The organism is Pseudomonas sp. ArH3a (genome assembly GCF_022648765.1).
Lineage (GTDB): Bacteria > Pseudomonadota > Gammaproteobacteria > Pseudomonadales > Pseudomonadaceae > Aquipseudomonas.
Genome location: NZ_CP080330.1, coordinates 3,409,723 through 3,435,902 on the forward strand (window position 1 = coordinate 3,409,723; position 26,180 = coordinate 3,435,902).

At 60.9% G+C, this 26,180-nt stretch carries 17 protein-coding genes; 14 read left to right on the forward strand and 3 right to left on the reverse strand.

Going from position 1 to position 26,180, the window contains the following annotated elements:
- The first annotated feature begins 10 nt into the window (after positions 1-10).
- Together K0P33_RS15400 and K0P33_RS15405 are read left to right on the forward strand one after the other, a co-directional pair.
- Positions 11-1,090: a polyamine ABC transporter substrate-binding protein gene (locus K0P33_RS15400; RefSeq protein ID WP_242149247.1), complete on the forward strand. Its 1,080-nt coding sequence runs from the start codon at positions 11-13 to the stop codon at positions 1,088-1,090.
- 459 nt (positions 1,091-1,549) lie between these two features.
- Positions 1,550-2,491 carry an IS110 family transposase gene (locus K0P33_RS15405; protein WP_094953916.1) on the forward strand — a complete coding sequence of 314 codons (942 nt, stop codon included), beginning with the start codon at positions 1,550-1,552 and terminating at the stop codon, positions 2,489-2,491.
- A gap of 877 nt (positions 2,492-3,368) precedes the next feature.
- On the opposite strand, the gene K0P33_RS15410 is transcribed toward K0P33_RS15405, so the two are convergent.
- Positions 3,369-4,154, reverse strand: coding sequence for a helix-turn-helix transcriptional regulator (locus K0P33_RS15410; protein WP_242149250.1), 786 nt, complete (start codon positions 4,152-4,154; stop codon positions 3,369-3,371).
- 199 nt (positions 4,155-4,353) lie between these two features.
- On the opposite strand from K0P33_RS15410, the gene K0P33_RS15415 reads away from it, so the two are divergent.
- From K0P33_RS15415 to K0P33_RS15460, 10 genes are all read left to right on the forward strand, one after another.
- Positions 4,354-5,718 carry an APC family permease gene (locus K0P33_RS15415; RefSeq protein ID WP_094950584.1) on the forward strand — a complete coding sequence of 455 codons (1,365 nt, stop codon included), beginning with the start codon at positions 4,354-4,356 and terminating at the stop codon, positions 5,716-5,718.
- 9 nt (positions 5,719-5,727) lie between these two features.
- On the forward strand, positions 5,728-6,831 hold the full coding sequence (locus K0P33_RS15420) for a P1 family peptidase (RefSeq protein WP_242149252.1): 1,104 nt from the start codon (positions 5,728-5,730) through the stop codon (positions 6,829-6,831).
- A 367-nt stretch (positions 6,832-7,198) separates the two neighbouring features.
- Complete coding sequence (locus tag K0P33_RS15425; protein ID WP_242149255.1) at positions 7,199-8,632, forward strand: serralysin family metalloprotease; 1,434 nt, start codon at positions 7,199-7,201, stop codon at positions 8,630-8,632.
- Positions 8,633-8,682: 50 nt separating this feature from the next.
- On the forward strand, positions 8,683-9,051 hold the full coding sequence (locus K0P33_RS15430; RefSeq protein ID WP_242156053.1) for a protease inhibitor Inh/omp19 family protein: 369 nt from the start codon (positions 8,683-8,685) through the stop codon (positions 9,049-9,051).
- Positions 9,052-9,153: 102 nt separating this feature from the next.
- Positions 9,154-10,908 carry a type I secretion system permease/ATPase gene (locus K0P33_RS15435; protein WP_094950580.1) on the forward strand — a complete coding sequence of 585 codons (1,755 nt, stop codon included), beginning with the start codon at positions 9,154-9,156 and terminating at the stop codon, positions 10,906-10,908.
- Positions 10,905-12,218: an HlyD family type I secretion periplasmic adaptor subunit gene (locus K0P33_RS15440; protein WP_094950579.1), complete on the forward strand. Its 1,314-nt coding sequence runs from the start codon at positions 10,905-10,907 to the stop codon at positions 12,216-12,218. Before K0P33_RS15435 ends, K0P33_RS15440 begins: the two co-directional genes overlap by 4 nt.
- A gap of 2 nt (positions 12,219-12,220) precedes the next feature.
- Positions 12,221-13,555 carry a TolC family outer membrane protein gene (locus K0P33_RS15445; protein WP_242149257.1) on the forward strand — a complete coding sequence of 445 codons (1,335 nt, stop codon included), beginning with the start codon at positions 12,221-12,223 and terminating at the stop codon, positions 13,553-13,555.
- Positions 13,556-13,585: 30 nt separating this feature from the next.
- Positions 13,586-16,543, forward strand: coding sequence for an autotransporter serine protease (locus K0P33_RS15450; protein ID WP_094950577.1), 2,958 nt, complete (start codon positions 13,586-13,588; stop codon positions 16,541-16,543).
- Positions 16,544-16,709: 166 nt separating this feature from the next.
- Complete coding sequence (locus K0P33_RS15455) at positions 16,710-19,817, forward strand: autotransporter serine protease (protein ID WP_242149260.1); 3,108 nt, start codon at positions 16,710-16,712, stop codon at positions 19,815-19,817.
- A 244-nt stretch (positions 19,818-20,061) separates the two neighbouring features.
- Positions 20,062-21,492 carry a lipase gene (locus tag K0P33_RS15460; RefSeq protein WP_242149264.1) on the forward strand — a complete coding sequence of 477 codons (1,431 nt, stop codon included), beginning with the start codon at positions 20,062-20,064 and terminating at the stop codon, positions 21,490-21,492.
- A 56-nt stretch (positions 21,493-21,548) separates the two neighbouring features.
- Here the strand turns inward: K0P33_RS15460 and K0P33_RS15465 are convergent, their stop codons facing one another.
- Positions 21,549-21,773 carry a YgdI/YgdR family lipoprotein gene (locus K0P33_RS15465; RefSeq protein ID WP_242149267.1) on the reverse strand — a complete coding sequence of 75 codons (225 nt, stop codon included), beginning with the start codon at positions 21,771-21,773 and terminating at the stop codon, positions 21,549-21,551.
- Positions 21,774-21,976: 203 nt separating this feature from the next.
- On the opposite strand from K0P33_RS15465, the gene K0P33_RS15470 reads away from it, so the two are divergent.
- Together K0P33_RS15470 and K0P33_RS15475 are read left to right on the forward strand one after the other, a co-directional pair.
- Positions 21,977-23,623 carry a VRR-NUC domain-containing protein gene (locus K0P33_RS15470; RefSeq protein ID WP_242149269.1) on the forward strand — a complete coding sequence of 549 codons (1,647 nt, stop codon included), beginning with the start codon at positions 21,977-21,979 and terminating at the stop codon, positions 23,621-23,623.
- Positions 23,620-25,878, forward strand: a complete 2,259-nt coding sequence (locus tag K0P33_RS15475) for an ATP-dependent DNA helicase (protein WP_242149271.1) — start codon at positions 23,620-23,622, stop codon at positions 25,876-25,878. The genes K0P33_RS15470 and K0P33_RS15475 overlap by 4 nt, the downstream gene beginning before the upstream one ends.
- Here the strand turns inward: K0P33_RS15475 and K0P33_RS15480 are convergent.
- The gene (locus K0P33_RS15480; RefSeq protein WP_242149274.1) at positions 25,871-26,059 is read right to left on the reverse strand and encodes a hypothetical protein; all 189 of its coding nucleotides are present in this window, start codon (positions 26,057-26,059) and stop codon (positions 25,871-25,873) included. The two genes, K0P33_RS15475 and K0P33_RS15480, sit on opposite strands and share 8 nt — an antisense overlap.
- Positions 26,060-26,180 lie beyond the last annotated feature (121 nt).

Sequence of the window (26,180 nt, forward strand, 5' to 3'; positions counted from 1 at the left end):
AAATCGAACCATGAAAGCCATTGCCCTGTTGCCCTTGATGTTGGTGGCCTCTATCAGCCAGGCCGCCGAGACGGTGAAGATCTACAACTGGTCGGACTACATCGCGCCGGACACCACCAAGAACTTCCAGAAAGAAACCGGCATCGGTTTCACCTACGACGTGTACGACAGCAACGAAACCCTCGACGGTAAGTTGATGACCGGCAAATCCGGCTACGACGTGGTGTTCCCGTCCAACCATTTCATGGCTCGGCAGATCCAGGGCGGCGCCCTGAAAAAACTCGACAAGAGCCAGTTGCCGAACTGGAAAAACCTCAACCCGGTGCTGCTCAAGGCCCTGGAAAACAACGACCCAGGCAACACGCACGGTTTCCCGTACCTGTGGGGCAGCACCGGCATCGGCTACAACATCGACAAGGTCAAGGCGGTGCTGGGCGACAACGCGCCGGTGGATTCCTGGGACCTGATCTTCAAGCCGGAAAACATGGCCAAGCTGCAAAAGTGCGGGGTGGCGATCCTCGACAACGGCCCTGAATTGCTGCCGGCAGCGCTGAACTACCTGGGCTTGCCGCACCACAGCAAGAAGGCCGAGGACTACAAAAAGGCTGAAGATTTGCTGATGAAAGTGCGGCCATACGTGGCGTACTTCCATTCCTCGAAATACACCGCCGACCTGGCCAACGGCGACATCTGCGTAGCCGTCGGCTTCTCCGGCGACATCCTGCAGGCCGAGAGCCGCGCCAAGGAAGCCAAGAACGGCGTGAACATTGGCTACAACATTCCCAAGGAAGGCGCCGCGATCTGGTTCGACATGGTCGCCATGCCCGCCGATGCGCCTAACGAAAAAGCCGGCTATGCGTTCATGAACTACCTGCTGCGCCCGGACGTGATGGCCAGCATCACCAACTACGTGCACTACGCCAACGGCAACGCCGCGGCCGACAGCCTGGTGGACCCGGCGATCAAGTCCGACACCAAGGTGTACCCAACGCCTGCAATGATGGGCAAATTGTTTGCGCTGGAGGCGATGCCGCTGAACATCGACCGGATTCGTACGCGGGTGTGGAACACCATTCGTACCGGGCGATAGGTTTACCTGTGGTGGCGAGCGGGCTTGCCCTAATGCCGTTCAGTTAAGCGAACGTAATGCCCAAAGCAGCGAAGATTAAATGTGGGAGCGGGCTTGCCCGCGATGACCATGGGTATCTACGCAACTTTTTGTGTTGCGCTAAGTTTTTGACCGGGTTTTTAGGTAGATATGAGTACATATCCGTTGCTGCGGTAACGGCTACCTAGGGTTCCGCTCTTACAGCGGGTCACTTTTGGAAGGACCCAAAAGTAACCAAAAGGTCCTCGCCCCACCACTCGGCACCTCGCTTAGGCTCGGTGTACCCTTGTAAGATGATTTTCATCTGCTTCAGACCGTTATGCCCTCGGATTTCGAGATCGTGAGTGAGCGTGGGTCGAAGCAGATTCCTTCCTAAACTAGTCCGAACGGTTGCCAGGGCGCGAAGCCCGATTCTGCAAGGTTGGACGTGAGGAAAACACCATGGACCATGACTCTGCGTTTGTCGGAATTGATGTTTCCAAAAACAAGCTCGACTCATTTGTCAGCACCACTGGCCAAGTCGAACAGTTTTTCAATACTCAAGAAGATATCCAGCGTTTAGCTAAACATCTCAAGGCTCAGGAGCCGGTTTTGGTGGTGTTGGAAGCAACTGGGGGATATGAGCGGCTTGCGGCTGCGGAGCTTTGCGCTGCGGGACTGCCAGTCGTTGTCGTCAACCCCCGCCAGGTGCGTGATTTCGCCAAAGCTACCGGTCGGTTGGCTAAAACCGATGCTCTGGATGCCCAGGTGATTGCGGAGTTTGCCCAGGCGGTCAAACCCGAGATTCGAGAGATGCCAGATGAACACACTCGTGAGCTGGCAGATCTACTCACTCGACGCCGCCAACTCATCGACATGATCGTGGCGGAGGAGTCTCGGCTGAAGCAGGCGGTATTCAAGGCACTTCGAAGAGACATCAAGGCACATATCACCTGGCTTCAAAAGCGGCTTAAAAGCACAGACGATGACTTGCACGAAGCCATCAAGGCTTCCCCGGTCTGGAAGGCCAATTATGATTTGCTACGCGAGGTCGCTGGTGTTGGCAACGTGCTCGCACTTTCGCTGCTGGCGATGGTTCCGGAGCTGGGCAAGGTTAATCGCAAACAAGTGGCTGCCTTGGTTGGTGTGGCGCCTTTTAACTGCGATAGCGGCCTCTACAAAGGGCGTAGACGGATATGGGGTGGTCGAGCTGAGGTTCGAAGTGTGCTTTACATGGCCGTCTTGTCCTCGAAGAGCCATAACCCGGTGATCGAGAGGTTCTACAACCATCTGCTTGCTGCAGGAAAGACGAAGAAAGTAGCGCTGGTTGCATGCATGAGAAAGCTGCTGACGATCTTGAATGCGATGGTGCGCGATCAAAAGCATTTCGCTGAAATGGCTTGAATTTCGACACGGTTGCTCACTCCGGCTTGAATCCGTGGGCCGCCGCCATGGGCCATCCTTGGCCCATCGCGGCTAACCCGGCGTCCTGCCGGTTTACCCACGCTCCAAAGCCTGCGTTCGGCCAGCGTGGTTAACGGGGCGCCTCAGATCAAGATCAAAAGCGAAGCCAAGGCGGCCTGACAGCCGACCTGATCTCTGAAACTGAACTCAATCAAATGTGGGAGCTGGCTTGCCTGCGATGGCATCAACTGGTTATGCCTGATACACCGAGGTGTCTGCATCGCAGCGGTGCGGCGGTCCGACAAGCCAGCTCCCACAGAAAAGCAGATCTGCTTCTGCTGTGCTTCTGCTGTGCTTCTGCTGTGCTTTTGCTTCAACCACTCAGGTCGGCTACTAGGCCGCCGTGCTCTTGCTTTTGATCTTGATCTTGATCTGAGGCGCCCCGTTAACCACGATGGCCGAACGCAGGCTTGAATCCGTGGGTAACCCGGCAGGACGCCGGGTTAGCCGCGATGGGCCAAGGATGGCCCATGGCGGCGGCCCACGGTCCAAAGCCTGCGTGAGGGCACACCGAGCCTAGGCGAGGTGCCGAGTGGTGGGGCAAGAGCCTTTTGGTTACTTTTGGGCTCTTTCAAAAGTGACCCGCCGTAAGGGCGGAACCCATATCAGCCGTTACCGCAGCAACGGATATGTACCCCGCGCCCCCGCGAAAACCAAAGAATTCAACCCATAAAAAGATGTGTAGATACCTATGCCGCGATGACGTCGGCCCAGCAAACATGGATGTTGACTGACCCACCGCTTTCGCGGGCAAGCCCGCTCGCCTAAAGAAGCTCGCCAGCCAAAATCGGCCTGCTCATCACAAACGCGCGCGCAATCAGGGATTTTCCAAATCATGCCCCAACGACTGGATAAACAACGAAAACAGCTCCGGCTGTGACGAAATATCCAGCTTCGCGTACAGATGCCGCCGGTGCACCTTCACCGTGTCCGGCGAGATCTTCAGGCGTTCAGCCATGGCCTTGGACGAGAACCCGCGCAGCACCAGCCGTGCGACTTCCAGTTCGCGGTCCGAGAGCACGCCGCTGCCGAAATGGCTCAGCGCATCGCGGATCTGGCTGTCCATGGCCGGTGCGCGCTGGGTGCTTTGCTGCCAATGCTGCTGCATCAACGGCAGCACCCACGCCGCCAGCGTGGTCATCAGCCCGGTGTGTTCACAGCTGAAGCGGCGCTGCATGCCCAGCGACAATGACAAGGTCCCCGTACCCGGCAATTGCAGAATGAACTGCACCTCGTCTTCCAGCACGTTGTCGTGGAAGTAGTTGAGGAAGTACTCACTTTGGCGAAAGTGGTCCGGCGCCACTTCCTCCAGGCGGTACACGCCACTGGCATAGCCCTCGCGGCAAGCCTGGTAAAACGGGTCGAGCAAATACAAGCCATTGAGGTACACCAACATCGACGCTGGTTTGCTGCTGGGCTGGGCGTCGTATTCTTCCAAGGCCTGGGGCGGGCCATCCAGCGGGTAGAAAATCGCCAGGGCGTTATCGAACGGCAGGCATTGGTGCAGCAACAGCACCAACTGCTTCCAGAACCGTTCGGTGCCGATGTGCGCGACGGTGCGGCCCAGGCCCGCGTGCATGCCGACCTCTCTGAACAGGCTCATGTAACGGGCTCCCGCCAGCAAAAGATCGGCCAAGGGTTCGGCTTTTAACGCGTACCGTCAAGGGGAGTACGCCAATAGGGGAATTGGCCTGCGTAAACGCAGCGTTTACTTTTGCCGTCATCCAGTGGGAAACATATCCCGCAAAAGCCCGACCTTTCGTTTCTGCCTCCTACCAAAAACAACGACAGAGGATAACGATATGAGTGCTTCCCACGCGCCAAATGGCGTGCTCAAACCCACCCTAAGCGTTTTCGATGTAGTGGCCATCACCGTTTCCGCGGTCACGCCGGCCAGTTCCGTGTTCGTGATTGCGCCGTTTGCCATCCAGCAAGCGGGCAGCGGTGTATTCCTCGCGTTTGTGATGGCCGCCTTGCTCGCGCTGATGTTCGCTTTCTGTTACGCCGAACTGGGCCGCGCGCACAACAGCGCCGGCGGTGAGTATGTGTACGCCAAGCGGGTGTTTGGCGGCATGGCCGGTTATGCGACCTTTTTGACCGTGCTGGTGATGTTGCTGTTTATCCCACCGGTCTTGGCCACGGGCGCCGCGACCTACCTGAACACTGCCCTGGGGACCCAATTCGACTCACAAACCGTCGCTTTGGTGATCGTGGTGTGCAGCTACGCCTTGGGCATCCTCAATATCAAGCTCAATGCCTGGATCACCGGCACGTGCTTGCTGCTGGAAGTCGCGGCGTTGCTGGTAATCGTGTTTATCGGCTTCGGTAATCCGGTACAGCCGGCCAGCGTGCTGTTTGAGCCGCAAATCGTCGAAAACGGCGTGTTGCACCTGGCGCCGTGGGCGTTGGTGGTCGGTGCCGTCGGCATCGGCCTGTTCTCGTACAACGGTTACGGCCCGGCCGTATTGCTGGCCGAAGACATGAAGTGCGGCGGCAGAGGCGTGCACAAGGCCGTGCTGTGGTCACTGGGGTTGGTGGTGGTGATCGAGCTGGTACCGATCGCCGCACTGTTGATCGGCGCGCCCTCGCTGAGCGCGATGATCAGCAGCCCGGACCCCATCGGTTACCTGCTGACCAGCCATGGCAATGAAACCTTGTCGCGCTTGGTCAGCGCGGGGATCTTCCTCTCCGTGTTCAACGCGATTGTGGCTATCGTTATCCAGATTGGCCGCGTGGTGTTCAGCAGTGGCCGCGACGCGCTGTGGACGCCGCGCATCAACACACTGTTTACGCGGATCCACCCGCGCTGGGACTCGCCGTGGCTGGCGACACTGTTCCTGGCGGTTCCCTCTGCGCTGCTGAGTTTCAGCTCCAACCTGGCGGACCTGACCTCGTTCAGTGTGTTGCTGATCATGCTGGTGTACCTGGTGGTGGCGCTGAGCGCGCTGATGAGCCGGGTGTTGCTGCGTGATCGCGAGCATCCCTATCGCATGCCGTTGTGGCCGTTGCCGGCTTTGCTGGCCGTGCTGGGCGCGGGCTACCTGTTGGTGACCCTGATCGCTGCGGCGTCCATGCGCGACATCATGATCATCATCGGCTTGCTGGCGTTGTCGGTGATTTTGTATTGCATCAGTGGCCGGTCGAGTCCGGCGTATCAGAAATTGTAAGGAGTGGGTATGCGCGCACGTCAAATGGGCATCACGTTGGGGCTGGGCACGCCCGGCGAATTGAATGCCATCACCGATGTTCCCGGTGTCCGGGTCGGCCACAGTACGCTCAAGACGCGTATCGACGGCAAACAGGTGCGCACCGGCGTCACGCTGGTGCAGCCGCGCGCGGGTGAGGCGCGCCAGCAGCCGTGTTTTGCCGGCTACCACGTACTCAATGGCAACGGCGATGCCACCGGCCTTGAGTGGATCAGCGAGGCGGGGCTGCTGACCACGCCGGTGGCGATCACCAACACCCACAGCATCGGTATTGTGCGTGACACCTTGATCGCCCTGGAGCGCGAGCGCCTGGCGGACCCGGCGGTGTATTGGTGCATGCCGGTGGTGATGGAAACCTATGACGGCCTGCTCAACGATATCTGGGGTCAGCACGTCAAGCCTGAGCATGTGCGCCAGGCACTGGACAATGCCGAAAGCGGGCCGGTGCAGGAGGGCGCGGTGGGCGGTGGCACCGGGATGATCTGCCATGAGTTCAAGGGCGGCATCGGCACCGCGTCGCGGCGCTTGCCAGCCGCGCAGGGCGGCTGGACCGTCGGCGTGCTGGTGCAGGCCAACCATGGCAAGCGCCAGGAGCTGCGGGTCGATGGCTACCCAGTGGGCCGCCATTTGATGGAGATTCCTTCACCGTTTGCCGAGCGCGGTACGCCGGGCATGGGCTCGATTGTGGTGATCATCGCCACCGACGCACCGTTATTGCCGCACCAGTGCCAGCGCCTGGCGCAGCGCGCCGCCATTGGCATTGCGCGCACGGGTGGCGGCACCGAGGATTCCAGCGGCGATCTGTTCCTGGCGTTCGCCACCGGCAACCAGAACCTGCCACCGGCGGATTACGGGCGCAAAGGCTTGCCGTTGAGCACCGCGTTGCAGATGGTCAATAACGACCATATTTCGCCGCTGTTCAGCGCGGCGGCGGAGGCGGTGGAGGAGGCGATCATCAACGCCATACTGGCCGGCGAGGCCATGAGCACCGACGAAGGCGTCAAGGTGCCGGGGCTTGCGAGCGAGACATTATTAGCGGCATTACACAAGAGCGGCTGGAGTGTGGCCCGGTAATAGGGGACAACATTAATTAATAGTCTAAGTAGTGGCTCTTTAATGTTGCCAATGACACCGTGACAATATAGTGGATCCACTATTTAAGTGGGCCGCTCAATTAGAGCGGCTTTACCTGTATTTAATATTTAAATAACACCCAGTGCGCCGCCGATGGGCAAAAGCAATTGCCCCCAATAAACACTGCCCGGGTCTTCCTTAAGTTGAATCTGTGTCACATTTTCGCTGCGGAAATATGTGTAGACGAAAGATTTCAAGTTGTGTCAGTTTCGATACGCCTTCAAAAGAGGTGAGTGATGGGACGATCTCGTCCGCGAGGTTCCTATCGACCAAAGACTGATGCACTTGCAAACAAGGAAGTACGTTTATGTCAAAAGTAAAAGACAAAGCTATCGTGTCTGCCGCGCAAGCCAGCACTGCTTACTCGCAAATCGATAGTTTTAGCCATCAGTATGACCGTGGCGGCAACCTCACGGTGAATGGCAAACCCTCCTTTACCGTGGACCAGGCAGCGGACCACCTGCTGCGCGATGGCGCCGCTTACAAGGACGTGAACCACAACGGCAAGATTGATCTGACCTACACCTTCCTCACCTCGGCCAGCTCGGCGACCATGAACAAACATGGCATCTCCGGGTTCAGCCAGTTCAACACCCAGCAGAAAGCACAGGCCGTATTGGCCATGCAATCCTGGGCGGATGTCGCCAACGTGAGCTTTACCGAAAGCGCCTCGGGCGGTGACACACACATGACCTTCGGCAACTACAGCGGCGGCCAGGCCGGCGCTGCAGCCTTCGCTTACCTGCCCGGCACCGGCGCAGGCTACGACGGCACGTCGTGGTACCTGACCAACAGCAGCTACACGCCGAACAAGGCCCCGGACCTGAACAACTATGGCCGGCAGACCCTGACCCACGAAATCGGCCATACCCTGGGCCTGGCGCACCCTGGCGACTACAACGCCGGGACCGGCAACCCGACCTACAAAAACGCGGACTATGGACAGGACACGCGCGGCTACAGCGTCATGAGTTACTGGAGCGAGAGCAATACCAACCAGAACTTCACCAAAGGCGGCGTCGAAGCTTACGCCTCAGGCCCGCTGATCGACGACATCGCCGCGATCCAGAAGCTCTACGGTGCCAACTACAACACCCGCGCCGGTGACACCACTTACGGGTTCAACTCCAACACCGGGCGTGATTTCTACAGCGCCACATCCAATGCCGACAAGCTGGTGTTCTCGGTATGGGACGGTGGCGGCAACGACACCCTGGACTTCTCCGGTTTTACCCAGAACCAGAAGATCAACCTCAATGAGGCCTCGTTCTCCGACGTTGGCGGCCTGGTGGGCAACGTGTCCATCGCCAAGGGCGTCACCGTCGAGAACGCGTTCGGTGGTTCGGGCAACGACCTGATCATTGGTAACAACGCAGCCAACCTCATCAAAGGCGGTGCCGGCAACGACATCATCTACGGCGGTGGCGGTGCGGACCAACTGTGGGGCGGCGCCGGCAATGACACCTTCGTGTTCGGTGCCAGCTCCGACTCCAAGCCTGGTGCTGCCGACAAGATCTTTGACTTCACCTCGGGTTCGGACAAGATCGACCTGTCCGGCATCACCAAAGGTGCAGGCTTGACCTTCGTCAACGCGTTCACCGGCCACGCCGGCGACGCTGTGCTGAGCTATGCCTCGGGTACTAACCTGGGCACCTTGGCCGTGGACTTCTCCGGGCACGGCGTGGCGGATTTCCTCGTCACCACCGTTGGCCAGGCAGTTGCCAGCGACATCGTAGCGTGATGTAAAAAGCGCGCGGCGCTCCGGCGCCGCGCTCTAGGATGGAGCAGAAAATGCCGTGTTTTTCTCATTTGATCGCCTGTGCTTCGCAGGTGTTGTTCGTGTCGGCAGGAGCCCATGCAATGGCTAGCAGTCTTGTTTTACCCACCACCGCCCAGTTGGCCGGCCACTGGCAGTTGCACCAGCAGGATCAGGTGTGCGCGCTGGACCTGTTGGACCAGCCGAACGCGCTGGCCGGTGATGTCGTCTGCGCTGAACAATGGCTGGGGGATAAACCCCTGACTTGGTTGCCGACCCCGGACGGCATCTGGCTGATGAATGCCCAAGGCACCGGCATTATCCATTTAAATCGTGAAAAAGACGGTGAATATAAAGGCCACACGGCGTCGATACCGGAAGTTGTGCTGCAACGAACACCTTAATTAAAAGTTATAAGCATATAACTCGATTTTAATAGTTGGCCGCCCTTGTCCAGGGTTCGGGCAACTGTTGTGCGTAATTTGCTTCAGGGAAGATCAGAAGATATGGCGAAGTCCCATGCGGTTGCGCCCTTATTCAGGGCGTTGGGTGAATACAAGAGTATTTTGATCAGTATCGGCTTTTTCACCGCATTGATTAACCTGTTGATGCTGGTGCCGTCGATTTACATGCTGCAAGTGTATGACCGTGTGTTGTCCTCCCAGAATGAAACCACCCTGGTGATGTTGACGCTGATGGTCGTGGGCTTCTTCGCGTTTATCGGCACGCTGGAAGTCATTCGCAGTTTTATCGTGATCCGCATCGGCAGCCAGCTGGAGCGGCGTTTCAACTTGCGCGTCTACAAAGCCGCGTTTGAACGCAACCTGCAACGTGGCCAGGGGCACGCCGGGCAATCGCTGGGCGACCTCACCGCGATCCGCCAATTCATCACGGGACCTGCGCTGTTCGCGTTTTTTGATGCGCCGTGGTTTCCCATCTACCTGTTTGTGATTTTTCTCTTCAACGTGTGGCTCGGCGTGCTGGCCACGGCGGGTGCGGTGCTGCTGATCGCGCTGGCCTGCCTGAATGAATACCTGACCAAAAAGCCGTTGGGCGAGGCGAGCGGGTTTTCCCAGCAGTCGACCCAGTTGGCCACCAGCCATCTGCACAACGCCGAGACGATCCAGGCCATGGGCATGCTCGGCGCGTTGCGCAAGCGCTGGTTCGTGGTGCACTCGCAATTTCTCGGCTATCAGAACAAGGCCAGCGACACCGGTTCGGTGATCACCTCGCTGAGCAAATCCTTGCGCCTGTGCCTGCAATCGTTGGTGCTGGGCCTGGGTGCCTTCCTGGTGATCAAGGGCGAAATGACCGCCGGGATGATGATCGCCGGCTCCATCCTCATGGGCCGCGTGCTCAGCCCCATCGACCAGTTGATTGCGGTGTGGAAGCAGTGGAGTTCGGCCAAGTTGGCGTACCAGCGGCTCGACGAATTGCTGCGTGAATTCCCGCCGGAAGTCGAACACATGGCGCTGCCTGCGCCCAAGGGCCAGGTCAGTTTCGAACAGGTCAGCGCGGGCCCACCTGGGCGGCGCATGGCGACCTTGCATCAGGTCAGCTTCAGCCTCGGCGCGGGCGAAGTGCTTGGCGTGCTCGGCGCGTCGGGCTCGGGTAAATCCACCCTGGCCCGCGTGCTGGTAGGCGTGTGGCCAACCCTGGCCGGCACCGTGCGCCTGGACGGTGCGGACATTCACCGCTGGGACCGTGATGACCTCGGCCCGCATATCGGCTACTTGCCCCAGGACATCGAACTGTTCAGCGGCAGCATCGCCGACAACATTGCGCGGTTTCGCGACGCCGACCCGCAGCTTGTGGTGCAAGCGGCGCAACAGGCCGGTGTGCATGAACTGATCCTGCGCCTGCCGCAAGGCTACGACACTGTGCTGGGCGACAACGGCGGCGGCCTGTCCGGCGGCCAGAAGCAACGCGTGGCCCTGGCTCGCGCGCTGTACGGCGGCCCGCGCTTGATTGTGCTGGATGAGCCCAACTCCAACCTCGACACCGTCGGCGAAGCCGCATTGGCCAGCGCCATCGTGCAGATGAAAGCCCAGGGCAGCAGCGTGGTGCTGGTCACGCACCGTTCCTCGGCACTGGCCCAGGCCGACAAGTTGCTGGTGCTCAGCGAAGGCCACTTGCAGGCCTTCGGCCCAAGCCAAGAAGTGCTGCGCGCGTTGTCGGGCCAGCAGCAGGAAGCACCACGAGAAAAGGCCGGTGTGAGCCTTAGCCGTCAGTACCAAGCCGGAAGGAATCCAGGCGCATGAGCAGCCTTACTGTTGAGCCTCGTTTTGAACAACGCGACGCCGGTTTTTTCGTAAAAATGGGCTGGCTGCTGACCATTGTCGGCGCCGGCGGCTTCTTTCTCTGGGCCAGCCTGGCCCCGTTGGACCAAGGCATCCCGGTGCAGGGCACGGTGGTGGTGTCGGGCAAGCGCAAGGCCGTGCAAACCTTCAGCCCCGGCGTGGTCAGCCGGATCCTGGTGAAGGAGGGCGAGTGGGTCAAACAGGGCCAGCCGCTGTTTCGCCTCGACCAGACCCAGAACCAGGCCGATGTGCAATCGCTGCAAGCCCAGTACCGCATGGCCTGGGCCAGCGTGGCGCGCTGGCAGAGCGAGCGCGACAACCATTCCAGCATCACCTTTCCGGCCGAACTGAGCGCCAACCCCGAGCCGGCCCTGGCCCTGGTACTTGAAGGCCAGCGCCAACTGTTCAGCAGCCGCCGCGAGGCGTTTTCCCGTGAACAAGCCGGGATTCGCGCGAATATCGACGGCGCCACGTCGCAACTCAATGGCATGCGCCGCGCCCGCAGTGACTTGGCCGCCCAGGCCCAATCCCTGCGCGATCAGCTGGCCAACCTGCAGCCCTTGGCCGACAACGGCTATATCCCGCGCAATCGCTTGCTCGATTACCAGCGCCAACTGTCCCAGGTGCAACAGGACCTGGCGCAGAACGCCGGTGAAAGCGGCCGCGTGGAGCAGGGCATCCTTGAATCACGCCTCAAGCTGCAGCAGCACAGCGAGGAGTATCAGAAGGAAGTGCGCAGCCAACTGGCCGACGCGCAACTGCGTAGTTTGACCCTGGAGCAGCAACTGACTTCGGCCGGTTTCGACCTGCAGCACAGTGAAATCAACGCGCCGGCCGATGGCATTGCGGTCAACCTCAGCGTGCACACCGAAGGCGCCGTGGTGCGTGCGGGTGAAACCCTGCTGGAAATCGTGCCCCAGGGCACGCGCCTGGAAGTCGAAGGGCATTTGCCCGTGCACCTGGTGGACAAGGTCGGCACGCACCTGCCGGTGGATATCCTCTTCACCGCCTTCAACCAGAGCCGCACGCCGCGTGTACCAGGCGAGGTCAGCCTGATTTCCGCTGACCAGATGCTCGATGAAAAAACCGGCCAGCCGTACTACGTGCTGCGCACCACGGTCAGCGAGGCCGCACTGGAAAAACTCCACGGCCTGGTGATCAAGCCGGGCATGCCCGCCGAGATGTTCGTGCGCACCGGCGAGCGCTCGTTGCTCAATTACCTGTTCAAGCCGCTGCTCGATCGCGCCGGCTCCGCGTTGACTGAGGAATGAGCATGAAACCTGTGTTCATTTCACTGATGTTGATTTGCGGCTCTGCCCAAGCCGCCATGGGCCCGTTTGATGTGTATGAGCAAGCCTTGCGCAACGATCCGGTGTTTCTCGGCGCGATCAAAGAGCGCGACGCCGGCCTCGAAAACCGCACCATCGGCCGCGCCGGGCTCTTGCCCAGGCTGTCGTACAACTACAACAAAGGCCGCAACAACTCCGAGGCGCATTTGCCGGACGGGCGCGGCGGTACGTACCGCGATGACCGCAACTACAACAGCTACGGCTCGACTTTCAGCCTGCAACAGCCGTTGTTCGACTACGAAGCCTATGCCAACTACCGCAAGGGCGTGGCCCAGTCGCTGTTTGCCGATGAAAGCTTTCGCGACAAGAGCCAGGCGTTGCTGGTGCGAGTGCTGAGCTATTACACCCAGGCGTTGTTCGCCCAGGACCAGATCGACATCGCCCGCGCGAAAAAGAAGGCCTTCGAGCAACAGTTCCAGCAAAACCAGCACCTGTTCCAGCAGGGCGAGGGCACGCGCACCGATATTCTCGAAGCCGAATCGCGGTATGAACTGGCCACCGCCGAAGAGATCCAGGCGCTGGATGAGCAGGATGCGTCCTTGCGCGAACTGGGCGCGTTGATCGGTGTGCAGAGCGTCAACATCCAAGACCTGGCGCCGCTGAACCAAAGCTTCTCGGCCTTCACCCTGACCCCGGCCAACTACGACACCTGGCATGAACTGGCGATCAGCAATAACCCCACGCTCGCCTCCCAGCGTCAGGCCGTGGAAGTGGCGCGTTATGAAGTGGAACGCAACCGCGCCGGCCACATGCCGAAGATCACCGCGTATGCCAGCGCGCGTCAGCAGGAGTCCGACAGCGGCAACACCTACAACCAGCGCTATGACACCAACACCATTGGCATTGAAGTCAGCATGCCGTTGTATGCCGGTGGCGGCATCTCGGCGTCCACCCGCCAGGCCAGCCGCGGCATGGAACAGGCCGAGTACGAGCTGGAAGGCAAGACCCGCGAAACCCTGATCGAGCTGCGCCGCCAATTCAGTGCGTGCCTGTCGGGGGTGAGCAAGTTGCGTGCGTATCAAAAAGCCCTGACCTCGGCCGAGGCGCTGGTGGTGTCGACCAAGCAAAGCATCCTCGGTGGCGAGCGGGTCAACCTCGATGCGCTGAACGCCGAGCAGCAGCTTTACAGCACCCGCCGCGACCTGGCCCAGGCGCGGTACGACTATTTGATGGCCTGGACCAAATTGCACTACTACGCGGGCAACTTGCGCGACACCGACCTAGCGAAAGTCGATGAGGCCTTCGGCCCGGTGAAATGAGCACGTATAAAAACAATAAGGAGGGTTTAGATGATCACCGACTCATCCCGCTTCAAACCGTTTACCGCAGGCTCCTTGCTGCTGTTGTCCGTTGCGGCACAGGCGCAATACACCGAGACCGGTTTACCGGGTAACCCCGCCAGCTGGCGGTCCACTGAGTTTCAGAGCGACTGGGGCCTGGGTCGCATGAAGGCCGATGAGGCCTACGCCGCCGGGATCAGCGGCAGCGGGGTGAAAATCGGCGCGCTGGATTCCGGGTTCGATGCTGATCACCCGGAAGCCGCCAAAGACCGCTTCCACCCAGTCACGGCCACTGGCACTTACGTCAATGGCAGCCCGTTCAGCACCACGGGTGCGCTTAACCCCAACAACGATTCCCACGGCACCCACGTCACCGGCACCATGGGCGCGGCGCGCGACGGCGTGGGCATGCACGGCGTGGCCTACAACGCGCAACTCTACGTGGGCAACACCAACGCCAATGACAGCTTCTTGTTCGGCCCAACCCCGGACCCCAAATACTTCAAGGCGGTGTACACCGCGCTGGTGGATTCCGGCGTGCGCGCCATCAACAACAGCTGGGGCAGCCAGCCTTCGGATGTCAGCTACCAGACCCTCGGCGGCCTGCATGCCGCCTACGCCCAGCATTACAACCAGGGCACCTGGCTGGACGCAGCGGCGGACGTGGCCAAGGCCGGCGTGATCAATGTGTTCAGCGCCGGCAACAGCGGCTACGCGAATGCCAGCGTGCGTTCGGCGCTGCCGTATTTCCAGCCGGAACTGGAAGGCCACTGGCTGGCCGTGTCGGGCCTGGACAAGGCGAATAACCAGAAATACAACAAGTGCGGCATTGCCAAGTACTGGTGTATTTCCACGCCCGGCGCGCTGATCAACAGCACGGTTCCTGGTGGCGGCTATGGCGTGAAGTCCGGCACTTCGATGTCGGCACCCCACGCCACGGGCGCCTTGGCGCTGGTGATGGAACGCTACCCGTACATGAACAACGAGCAGGCGTTGCAGGTGCTGTTGACCACCGCCACGCAACTCGACGGTTCGATCACCCAGGCCCCCAACACCACTGTGGGCTGGGGCGTGCCGGACCTCGGCCGGGCGATGCACGGGCCGGGGCAATTACTCGGCCCGATGAACGTCAGCCTGGCGGCCGGGCAGGGCGATGTGTGGAGCAATGGCATCTCCGACCAGGCGTTGCTCCAGCGCCAGGCCGAAGACCGCGCCGAGCACACGGCCTGGCAGCAAACCCTGATCGACAAGGGCTGGCAAAACGGCGTGGGCGCGACTGCCAGCCAACAGGACCAGACCGACTACGCGGTCGGCAGCGCCCGTGACCAAGCCGCCGCGAACCGCGTGTATGAAGGCAGCCTGATCAAATCCGGCGCCGGCAGTTTGCTGCTCAGCGGCGACAGCACCTACCGCGGCGCGACCAGCGTAAATGGCGGCCTGCTGGCGGTGAACGGCTCGCTGACCTCGGCGGTGACCGTGAACGACAGCGGCACCCTCGGCGGTTCCGGGCGTATCGGCGCCTTGTCGGTGAACAGCGGCGGCACCGTGGCACCGGGCAATTCCGTGGGTACCTTGAACGTGGCAGGCGATGTGAACCTGGGCGCGGGTTCCACCTATGCCGTGGAACTGACGCCCACCAGCAGCGACCGTATTGTCGCCGGTGGCAAAGCCGTACTGGGCGGCGGCACCGTCACCCTGGCGTTGGAAAACAGCCCTACGTTGCTGAGCCAGAGCCAGGCGCAAAGCCTGATCGGCCGCCAGTACACCATCCTCCAAGCGGCGGGTGGTATCCAGGGCCAGTTTGGTCAGGTGTTGCCCAACTACCTGTTCCTCGGCGGCACCCTCGACTATGCGGCCAACGGTGTGCAACTGGACGTGGGGCGCAACGATGCGACCTTTGCCAGCGTCGCCGCCAACCGTAACCAGCGCGCTGTCGGCGCCGCTGCCGAGCAACTGAGCGCGGGCAACCCGGTGTATGAAAGCCTGTTGCAGTCCGATTCCGTTGCCACCGCTCGGCAAGGCTTGCAGCAGTTGTCCGGCGAAATTTACCCGGCGATTGGCGCGATGCTGATCAACGACAGCCTGCAACTGCGCGATGCAGTCGGCGAGCGCTTGCGCCATGTGCCCGCGAACGGCGAAAGCAACCTGTGGCTCAAGGCGCTTGGGGCCTGGGGCAAGAGCGACAGCCGTAGCGAAACGGCAGGCTCGACCACGTCTATCGGCGGCCTGTTGGCTGGCGTTGATGGCGCGCTGGACGAGCAGACCCGCGTGGGTGTGGTCGCCGGTTACAGCGACAGCTCGTTGAACCTGGGCAGCGGCACACATTCCTCGGCGTCCATCGACAGCTACCACTTCGGCGCCTATGCCGGGCGCGAGCTGGGCGACTGGCGCGTGAGCGTCGGTGGTGCTTACAGCTGGCATCGCGGCGATGTGAAACGTGACCTGCAATACGGTGAAGTCAGCGGCAAGCAAAAGACCAAGCTGGACGCACGCACGGCCCAGCTGTTCACCGAGGCGGCGTACCGCATTCACCTGCAACCGCTGGCGCTGGAGCCGTTCGCCAACCTGGCGTATGTGCACCTGGACAGTGATTCATTCCACGAAAAAGGCGACGCCGCTGCGCTGGAGCGTGGCCGTGATCGGCGCGATGCGGTGCTCAGCACCCTCGGTGTGCGCGCATTGAAAACCCTGCCGTTGAATGACCATCAGCAGCTGGAACTGTCCGGCTCGCTGGGCTGGCAGCACAGCCTTACCGCGGTTGAATCGGAAGAACATTTGGCGTTTGTCGCTGGCGGGCCTTCATTTGCCGTGCGCAGTTCGCCGTTACTGCGCGATGCGGCGTTGGTTGGGGTGCAGGCCAGCTTGGCGCTGAGCAAGGCCACGCGGGTCAACCTCGATTACCACGGGCAGTTGGGTGGGCGCGAGACAACCCAAGGCGTGGGGTTGAGCCTGAACTGGCAGTTCTGAGTTCAAGACGATGATCGCTCCCACGCTCCGCGTGGGAATGCCTTATGTGACGCTCTGCGTCACGCTTTGGACGCAGAGCGCCCTGGGCTGCATTCCCACGCGGAGCATGGGAACGATCGGGTTGGATTTCCAAAAAAGTGCAATAAGAAAACTAAGGAAGGTCACCGTGAAAAAACGTACGTCAGGGTTAATCACCGCCACTCACACCGGCCCGGGCTACCCGCTCAAGGCTTTGAGCTGCGTGCCATACGGTGCGTTGCTGTGCTGCCTGGCAAGCTTGGGTACCGCCCAGGCCGCACCCTATGTGGAAACCGGCAAGTTGGGCGACGCTGCCAGTTGGCGCAGCAATGAGTTCAAGGCCGACTGGGGCCTGGGCGCGGTGCATGCAGACGCGGCCTATGCCGCCGGCTACACCGGCAAGGGCGTCAAACTGGGGATCTTCGACCAACCGGTGTACGCCCAGCACCCGGAATTCAACAGCCCCGGCAAGGTGGTGACGGTTGTCACCGAGGGCATTCGCCAATACACCGACCCGTATATTCCGGTAAAGGCCGGCGATGCGTTCCGCTACGACGGCACGCCGTCCAAGGACTCCAACGGCAAGCTGGGTAACCACGGCACCCACGTCGGCGGGATTGCCGCCGGTAACCGCGATGGCGGGCCGATGCATGGCGTAGCGTTCAATGCGCAAATCATCACGGCGGAAAACGGCGACCCGGGCCCGGAAGACGGGATCATCCTGGGCAACGACGGCGCGGTGTACAAAGCCGGTTGGGACGGGCTGGTGGCCAGCGGCGCACGGATTATCAACAACAGTTGGGGCATCGGCATCGGTGACCAGTACGCCAAGGGCGGCCGCGATCCGGCGTTTCCCAACTTCACGGTCAATGAAGCGCAGGCGCAGTTCAATAATATCCGGCCGATCCTCGGCACGATTGCCGGTGGCGCTTACCAGGGCGCAATCGACGCGGCTCGCAGCGGCGTGCTGACCATCTTTGCCGCCGGTAACGACTACAACCGCAACAACCCGGATGCGATATCGGGCCTTGCGTACTTTGTGCCGGAGATCGCGCCGAACTGGCTGTCGGTCGCGGCCTTGCAGCAAAACCCGGACACCGCTAGCGCCGATCCGTATGTGATCAGCACCTTCTCGACGCGTTGCGGTTATGCGGCCAGCTTCTGCGTGTCGGCGCCCGGCACCAAGATCTACAGCTCGATCATCAACGGCACCGATCTTTCAAACCTCACCACCGACTGGGCCAACAAAAATGGCACCTCCATGGCCGCGCCGCATGTGGCAGGCGCTGCGGCGGTGCTGATGGAGCGCTTCCCGTACATGAGCGGCGAGCAGGTCTCCACCGTGCTGAAAACCACCGCCACCGACCTCGGCGCGCCGGGCATCGACTCGCTGTACGGTTGGGGCATGATCAACCTGGGCAAGGCGGTCAACGGCCCGGGCATGTTCATCACCGCCGAGGATATTCCGGCCGAGTTCCGCATCGACGGCGCGTATGGCAGTGGGCAATTCGTTGCGGATTTGCCAGGGATTGGCGCTGTGGTGGATGCCGGCAAACCGACCCAGCGCCTGTGCACCGACGTGCATTGCGGGCTGGACGTGTGGAGCAATAACATCGCCGGCCATGGCGGCCTGACCAAGCAGGGCATCGGCGCGCTGGTGCTCACCGGCAACAACACCTACAGCGGCCCGACCCTGGTCAATCAAGGCTTGCTGGCGATCAATGGCTCGGTCACCTCCGACGTGACGGTCAGCCAGCGCGGCGTACTCGGTGGCTCGGGGCGTATCGGCTCGCTGACTGCCAAAAGCGGCGGCACCGTGGCGCCGGGTAATTCCATCGGCACGCTGAACGTGGCGGGCAATGTGACCTTCGACGCCGGCTCGACCTACGCGGTGCAATTGTCGCCGACCAGCAGCGACCGCATCGTTGCCGGTGGCACGGCCACGCTCAACGGCGGCACCGTGACCCTGGCCCTGGAAAACAGCCCGACGCTGCTGACCAACGCGCAGGCCCAGAGCCTGGTGGGTCGCCAGTACAACATCCTGCAAGCCGCTGGCGGCATTACCGGTAGTTTTGGTGCGGTACTGCCCAATTACCTGTTCATTGGTGGCACGTTGAACTACGCGGCCAACGGTGTGCAGTTGGACGTGGCGCGTACCAACAGCTTCGCCAGTGTGGCGGCTACGCCGAACCAGCGCGCGGTCGCGGCGGCTGCCGAGCAGTTGGGCGCGGGCAATGCGGTGTACGAAAGCCTGCTGCTGGCGCCGAATGCGGCCTCGGCACAAGGCGCGTTCAAGCAACTGTCGGGTGAAGTTTACCCGGCGTTGCAGAGCGCATTGGTCAACGACAGCCGTTACGTGCGTGAAGCAGTGGGCGAGCGCCTGCGCAATGGTGAGATGGGCGCAAGCAGCCAGACTGTCGACAGCCGTGGCAACGTATGGGTCAAGGCGCTGGGCGCGTGGGGCAAGACCGACAGCCGCAGCGACACAGCGGGCTACACCACATCACTGGGCGGCATGCTCGCCGGGGTTGATGGTGCGTTGGACGAAGCGACCCGTATCGGTTTGGTCGCCGGCTACAGCGACACCTCGTTGAATATGGGCGACGGCAGCCATAGCCGTGCTTCGGTGGACAGCTACCACTTCGGCGCTTACGCCGGGCATGAGATCGGCGCCTGGCGCTTGAGCGGCGGCGCGACCTACAGCTGGCACCGTGCAGATGTGAAGCGCGACCTGCAATACGGTGAAGTGGCCGGCAAGCAAAAAGTCAAAGTGGATGCGAGCAGCACCCAGGTGTTCGGTGAGGCGGCGTACCGCGTCAACCTGCAACCGCTGGCCCTGGAGCCGTTTGCCAACTTGGCGTACGTGCATCTCAATACTGATGGTTTTACCGAGAAGGGTGATGCTGCAGCGTTGAAAGGTCATGACGACACGCGCGATGTGGTGTTGAGCACCCTGGGTGTGCGCGCGTTGAAGACCTTCAATGTGAATGATCACCAGCAGTTGGAAGTGTCTGGCACCTTGGGTTGGCAGCACAATTTGAGCAGCACCGATTCGCAGCAGCACCTGGCGTTTGCCTCGGGTGGGCCTTCGTTTGCGGTGGAAAGTGCACCGATGGTGCGTGATGCGGCGCTGGTAGGCGCGCGCGTGAGCCTGGCGTTGAGCAAGGATGCGCGGTTGAACTTTGATTACAACGGGCTGCTGGCCAGTAAGGAGAAAGTGCACGGGGTGGGGTTGAGCCTGGACTGGGCGTTCTAAACAAGCACGACCTGCTGAATGTGGGGCCGGGTTTTATGTGGGGCGGGCTTGCTCGCGAAAGCGGTGTGTTAGTTGATGGATTCATTGGCTGGTTCACCGCATTCGCGAGCAAGCCCGCTCCCACAATTGGATTGAGAGGTAACAGGGAGATTTTCGTTGGCCTGGAGGCCGTCATTGCAGGCAAGCCCGCAGTTAAAAGGTGTTTTCGCTTTCTCTACAAATCCAACAACAGAGAGGCAGTACCATGGGAATTTTTGACTATAAAAACCTCGGAGCCGAGGGCTCCAAAGCGTTGTTCGCCGATGCCATGGCGATCACGTTGTATGCCTATCACAACCTCGATAACGGCTTTGCCGTGGGTTATCAGCACTACGGCCTGGGGCTCGGGCTGCCGGCCACGTTGGTCGGTGCGTTGCTCGGCAGCACGGACTCACAAGGTTTGATTCCGGGCATTGCGTGGAACCCCGACTCGGAAAAAGCTGCGCTTGGGGCCGTGCAGAAAGCCGGGTGGACGCCGATCAGCGCCAGCGCCCTCGGGTACGGTGGCAAGGTTGATGCGCGGGGCACGTTCTTTGGCGAAAAGGCCGGCTACACCAGCGCGCAGGTCGAAGTGCTCGGCAAGTACGATGACGCCGGCAAATTGTTGGAAATCGGTATCGGTTTTCGTGGCACTTCGGGGCCGCGGGAAACCTTGATCAGCGACTCCATCGGCGACTTGATCAGCGACCTGCTTGCAGCGCTGGGCCCCAAGGATTACGCGAAAAACTACGCCGGTGAAGCCTTTAGTGGTTTGCTCAAGAACGTCGCCGACTTTGCCGGCGCCCATGGCTTGACCGGCAAGGACGTGGTGGTCAGCGGCCACAGCCTGGGCGGCCTGGCGGTCAACAGCATGGCGGATTTGAGCAGCAATAAATGGTCGGGGTTCTACAAGGACTCCAACTACGTGGCCTACGCCTCGCCAACCCAGAGCGCCAGCGACAAGGTGCTTAATATCGGCTATGAAAACGACCCGGTGTTCCGCGCGTTGAACGGCTCGTCGTTCAACCTGTCGTCCCTGGGCGTGCACGACAAACCCCACGAGTCGACGACCGACAACATCGTCAACTTCAACGACCACTACGCCTCGACCTTGTGGAATGTGCTCCCGTTTTCCATCGTCAACCTGCCGACCTGGGTCTCGCACTTACCCACGGCGTATGGCGACGGGATGACCCGCATCCTCGAGTCCGGCTTTTACGACCAGATGACCCGCGACTCCACGGTGATCGTCGCCAACCTGTCCGACCCGGCGCGGGCCAACACCTGGGTGCAGGACCTGAACCGCAATGCCGAACCACACAAGGGCAATACGTTCATCATCGGCAGTAACGGCAACGACCTGATCCAGGGCGGCAAGGGCGCCGATTTTATCGAGGGCGGTAAAGGCAATGACACGATCCGCGACAGCAGTGGGCATAACACTTTTCTGTTCAGTGGCCACTTTGGCAACGACCGCGTGATTGGTTACCAGCCCACCGACAAGCTGGTGTTCAAGGACGTGGAAGGGAGCACCGACCTGCGCGACCACGCCAAGGTGGTCGGCGCGGACACGGTGCTCACGTTTGGCGCCGACTCGGTGACATTGGTCGGCGTCGGGCATGGCGGCCTGTGGACGGATGGCGTAGTGATCGGCTGATCAACCGTTACTGAAGCCTGCAACAAAAAGCCCCGCATCTGCGGGGCTGTTTGTTATCACTTTCCGTTGCGTACCGTCGCCACGTCATCGGCCTTGACGCGCACGTGCTTGCCGGCGATATCGGTGAATTCGTAGAAGCCATCGACTGTTTTGGTGTTTGGGGTGTCCTTGGTCAAATACTGCGTACCATTTTGCAATGTCACCACGGTTTGCGTTGAGCAACCGGTCAATAGCAGAAAAGTGAGTGCAACCAGTGGCAGACCCAAATTCTTCATGTTCATAACCCTTACCTTTAACCTTGGAAAGCTTTTACTCTAGAAAGTCCCGCTGCGTATGGGGCGGGCCGCAAATGTTACGCCATCAACAGAGCTATCTGATCACTTTTATAAGAAAAGTTGCGTGCGCCATTTATCTATTACCGATTGCAACAAGTGGTTTACGACGGCAATCTGTATGCATAACCAGTATTTGAACGGCGCGCGACATGGCCAACCCCCTCGACGACCCCTTGTATTACCTGCATAACTTCCGCCAAGTGCTGCACTGGCTGGGGCAGCGCTATGCCGATTTGCTCGACGCGGACGAAGCGCATTTCATTCAGCAATTTGACAGGTTGCCGCAAGCGTCCCAGGCGTTATTGGTGCGCATGGTGATGCGCAAGGGCGTGCATTTTCGTGCGAGCAAACTCAATTACCTCGAGATCGGCTGCACCCGCGCCGCCGTGTTGGCGCTGGTGGAGCAGGGTTGGGTCAGTGACCAGGGCACGCTGTGCTTTGAGGCGCTGTTTGCGCTGCTGCAAAAAGGCGAAGTCCTCGCGGCCTTCAAGCCATGGATTGACCAGTCCAAGGCCAAGAAGGCCGACTGGCTGGAGCCGCTGGCTGCGCAGTTCCCGCAGCAACGCAGCTTTGCCCAGTGGTGCCCGGACCTCGGCGATGCGCTCTATAGCCTCACCGTGATGGACCTGTGCGACCGCCTGCGCCTGATGTTCTTCGGCAACCTGCATCAGGACTGGTCGGAATTCGTGCTGGCGGACCTGGGCATCTACACCTATGAAAAAGTCGAGTTTTGCGCCGAGTCCCGTGGCCTGCGCACGCGTGACGACGTTGTGGGGTTTCTGTTTCTGCATCAATGCCAGCAGGCGTTTGAAACCGGTGAGGCGCTGGACGCTGTGCTGGCGCAAATCGCCACGCTGTCTACCGACAACCCGTGGCTGGAAAAACGCCGCGCCAAGTTGTTGTTTCAAATCGGCCAGTATTGCGAACGCAGCGCCGAACTGGACATGGCGCAGCAGATCTACCGCCATTGCGCTTATCCCGGCGCGCGCTCGCGTCTGATTCGTGTGCTCGAGCGCCAGGAGGATTACGCCCAGGCCATGGCCCTGGCGTGCGCCGCGCAACAGGCGCCGGAAAGCGCCGCCGAGCAGCAACATCTGTTGCGAGTGCTGCCACGCCTGCGCCGTAAACTGGGCGAGCCGGCACTGCCCAAGGTCAAGCCGCGGCCCGTCACGCGCCTGGATTTGGCACTGCAAATTCCACAGCCGCTGATGTCGGTGGAGTACTGCGTGCAGGCGCATCTGAGCGAGCCCGATGCACCGGTACATTACGTCGAGAATGGGCTGATTAACTCGCTGTTCGGGTTGTTGTGCTGGGAGGCGATATTTGCGCCATTGCCTGGCTCGTTTTTTCACCCGTTCCAGCGTGGGCCGGTGGACCTGCACAGCGAGGACTTTCATCAGCGCCGCGCTGTGTTGTTCGCCGCCTGCTTCGAGCAGTTGGGGGACGAGCGCTACAAGACCACCATCCGCCAGCGCTACGTGGACAAATGGGGCATTCAGTCGCCCTTCGTATTCTGGAACCTGCTCAGTGAAGAACTGTTGGAACAGGCCTTGGACTGCTTGCCCGCCGAACACCTGCGCTACTGGTTTGAGCGGCTGCTATTGGACATTCGCGCCAACCGTGCCGGCATGCCCGACCTGATCCAGTTCTGGCCCGCGCAAAAGACCTACCGCATGATCGAGGTCAAAGGCCCCGGCGATCGCCTGCAAGACAACCAACTGCGCTGGCTGGAGTTCTGTGGCGAATACCAGATGCCGGTCACTGTCTGTTATGTACGCTGGGCGCAGCCCGCTTGAGCTACAGCGTTGCGGTGCGAGCGCTGTGTGAGTTCACCGCCAAGGTCGGCGACCTCGACCTGCGCTTCACGCCGTCGCCCAGCGCCCAGGAAGGCATTGTCGGCCACCGCACCGTGGCCTCGCGGCGCGGCGCGCACTATCAGAACGAAGTGGCCCTGGAGGGTGAATACCAGCAGCTCAAGGTGCGGGGCAGGGCGGACGGCTACGACCCCGACAGCAATCGCCTGGAAGAAGTGAAAACCTATCGCGGCGACCTCGACGCCCAGCCGGCCAACCATCGGCAACTGCATTGGGCCCAAGTCAAGGTGTACGGCTGGCTGATGTGCCAAAAGCTCGGCCTTAGCGAAATCGACCTGGCGCTGGTGTACTTCGACATCGTCGGCGAAGGCGAAACCCTGCTCAACCAGCGCTTTCAGGCGGCCGACCTCGAACGGTTTTTCAACCAGCAATGCGCGCTGTTCCTAGGCTGGGCGCGCCAGGAAATGCAGCACCGCGACGCACGCAACAGCGCCGCGCAAACCCTGGCGTTTCCCCATGCCGACTTTCGCCCGGGCCAGCGCGCGCTGGCCGAGTCGGTTTACAAGGCTGTCAGCACCGGCCGCTGCCTGATGGCCCAGGCGCCCACTGGCATCGGCAAGACCGTGGGCACGATCTTCCCGCTGCTCAAGGCCCTGGCGCCGCAGCAACTGGATAAAGTGTTGTTCCTCACCGCCAAGACCCCGGGGCGCAAATTGGCACTGGATGCCGCCCAAGTGCTGTACGACAGCAGCCCCGACTTGCCGCTGCGCGTGCTCGAATTGGTGGCGCGGGACAAAGCCTGTGAACACCTGGACAAAGCCTGCCACGGCGACTCCTGCCCGTTGGCCAAGGGCTTTTACGATCGCCTGCCGGCCGCGCGTACGGCAGCTTCCCAGGTGCGCCTGCTCGACCAGCGCAACCTGCGCGAGGTGGCCCTGGCCCATGACGTTTGCCCGTATTACCTGAGCCAGGAAATGGCGCGCTGGGTCGACCTGGTGGTCGCTGACTACAACTACTATTTCGACTTTGGTGCCATGCTGTTCGGCTTGGCCCAGCTGAACCAATGGCGCGCCGCCGTGCTGGTGGACGAAGCCCACAACCTGGTGGAGCGTGCGCGTTCGATGTACAGCGCCAGCCTCGACCAATACAGCCTCAAGACCCTGCGCGATATCGCACCTGAGCCATTGAAGAAACCCTTGCAACGCCTCAACCGCGAATGGAACGCCCTGCACAAGGACCAGCTCGCGCCGTACCAGGCTTATGCCAACAAGCCCGACAAACTCCTCCAGGCCCTGAGCCTGTGTGCCAGCGCCATGGGCGACTACTTCAACGACCACCCCGAAGCCCTCAGTGGCGACCTGCAAGCGTTCTATTTCGAGGCGCTGCAATTTGCCAAGGTCGCCGAGCTGTTCAACGAACACTTCATCTTTGATATCAGCAAGCGCCAGTTCAGTGGCAAGCGCAGTGCTTCGACCCTGTGTCTGCGCAACGTAGTGCCCGCCGAATTTATCCGCCCCAGGCTGACCGCCGCGCGCAGCAGCGTGCTGTTCTCCGCGACCTTGAGCCCTCGGCACTATTACGCCGACTTGCTCGGCCTGCCGGCGGACACCGCGTGGGTCGATGTGGAATCGCCGTTCAAGGCCGAGCAATTGCAGGTGCGCATCATCGATGCGATTTCGACGCGGTTTGTGCATCGCCAAGCCTCGCTGGCGCCAATCGTCGAACTGATCGCCGCGCAATTCGCGCAACGGCCCGGCAATTACCTGGCGTTTTTTTCAAGTTTCGATTACCTGCAACAAGTGGCGCAGTTGATGGCCGAGCGACATCCGCACATTGCACTGTGGTTGCAGTCACGCGGGATGGCCGAGGCCGAACGGCAAGCATTCCTGGATCAGTTCACCCAGCACAGTCAGGGCATCGGCTTTGCCGTACTGGGCGGCGCGTTCGGCGAAGGCATCGATCTGCCGGGCGCGCGCTTGATCGGGGCGTTTATCGCCACACTCGGGTTGCCGCAACTGAACCCGATCAACGAACAGATGAAAGCGCGCATGGCCTCGATCTTCGGCTCCGGTTACGACTACACCTACCTGTACCCCGGCATTCAGAAAGTGGTGCAGGCGGCGGGCAGGGTGATCCGTAGCCAGCAGGACGAGGGTGTAGTGATGTTGATTGATGACCGCTTTGGCGAGGCGCGGGTGCGGCAGTTGTTGCCGCGCTGGTGGGCGCCCGTCATTTAAGCGTGACGCCGCTCAGTTGTTCGCTCAGCGCCCAGAGCTGTTCGGCTTGCTCAGGGTCGATGGCCCAGGCGTGAATGCCGCTGCGCTGGGTGTGATCTTCAGTAGGCGCGGCAACCTCACAATCCTCGCAATACAGGCCACCCATGCCCTCAAGTTGCGGGCTGACGCCACACCACACCATCGTCGCTGCGCCTTTTGCGCGTCACGCGCAGGAACGATCACCTGCGTTCCGGCACTTGCAAGTACACGAGTGGCTTCCAAGCCAATTCCGGAGTAACCGCCGGTGACGATGGCTGTCATAC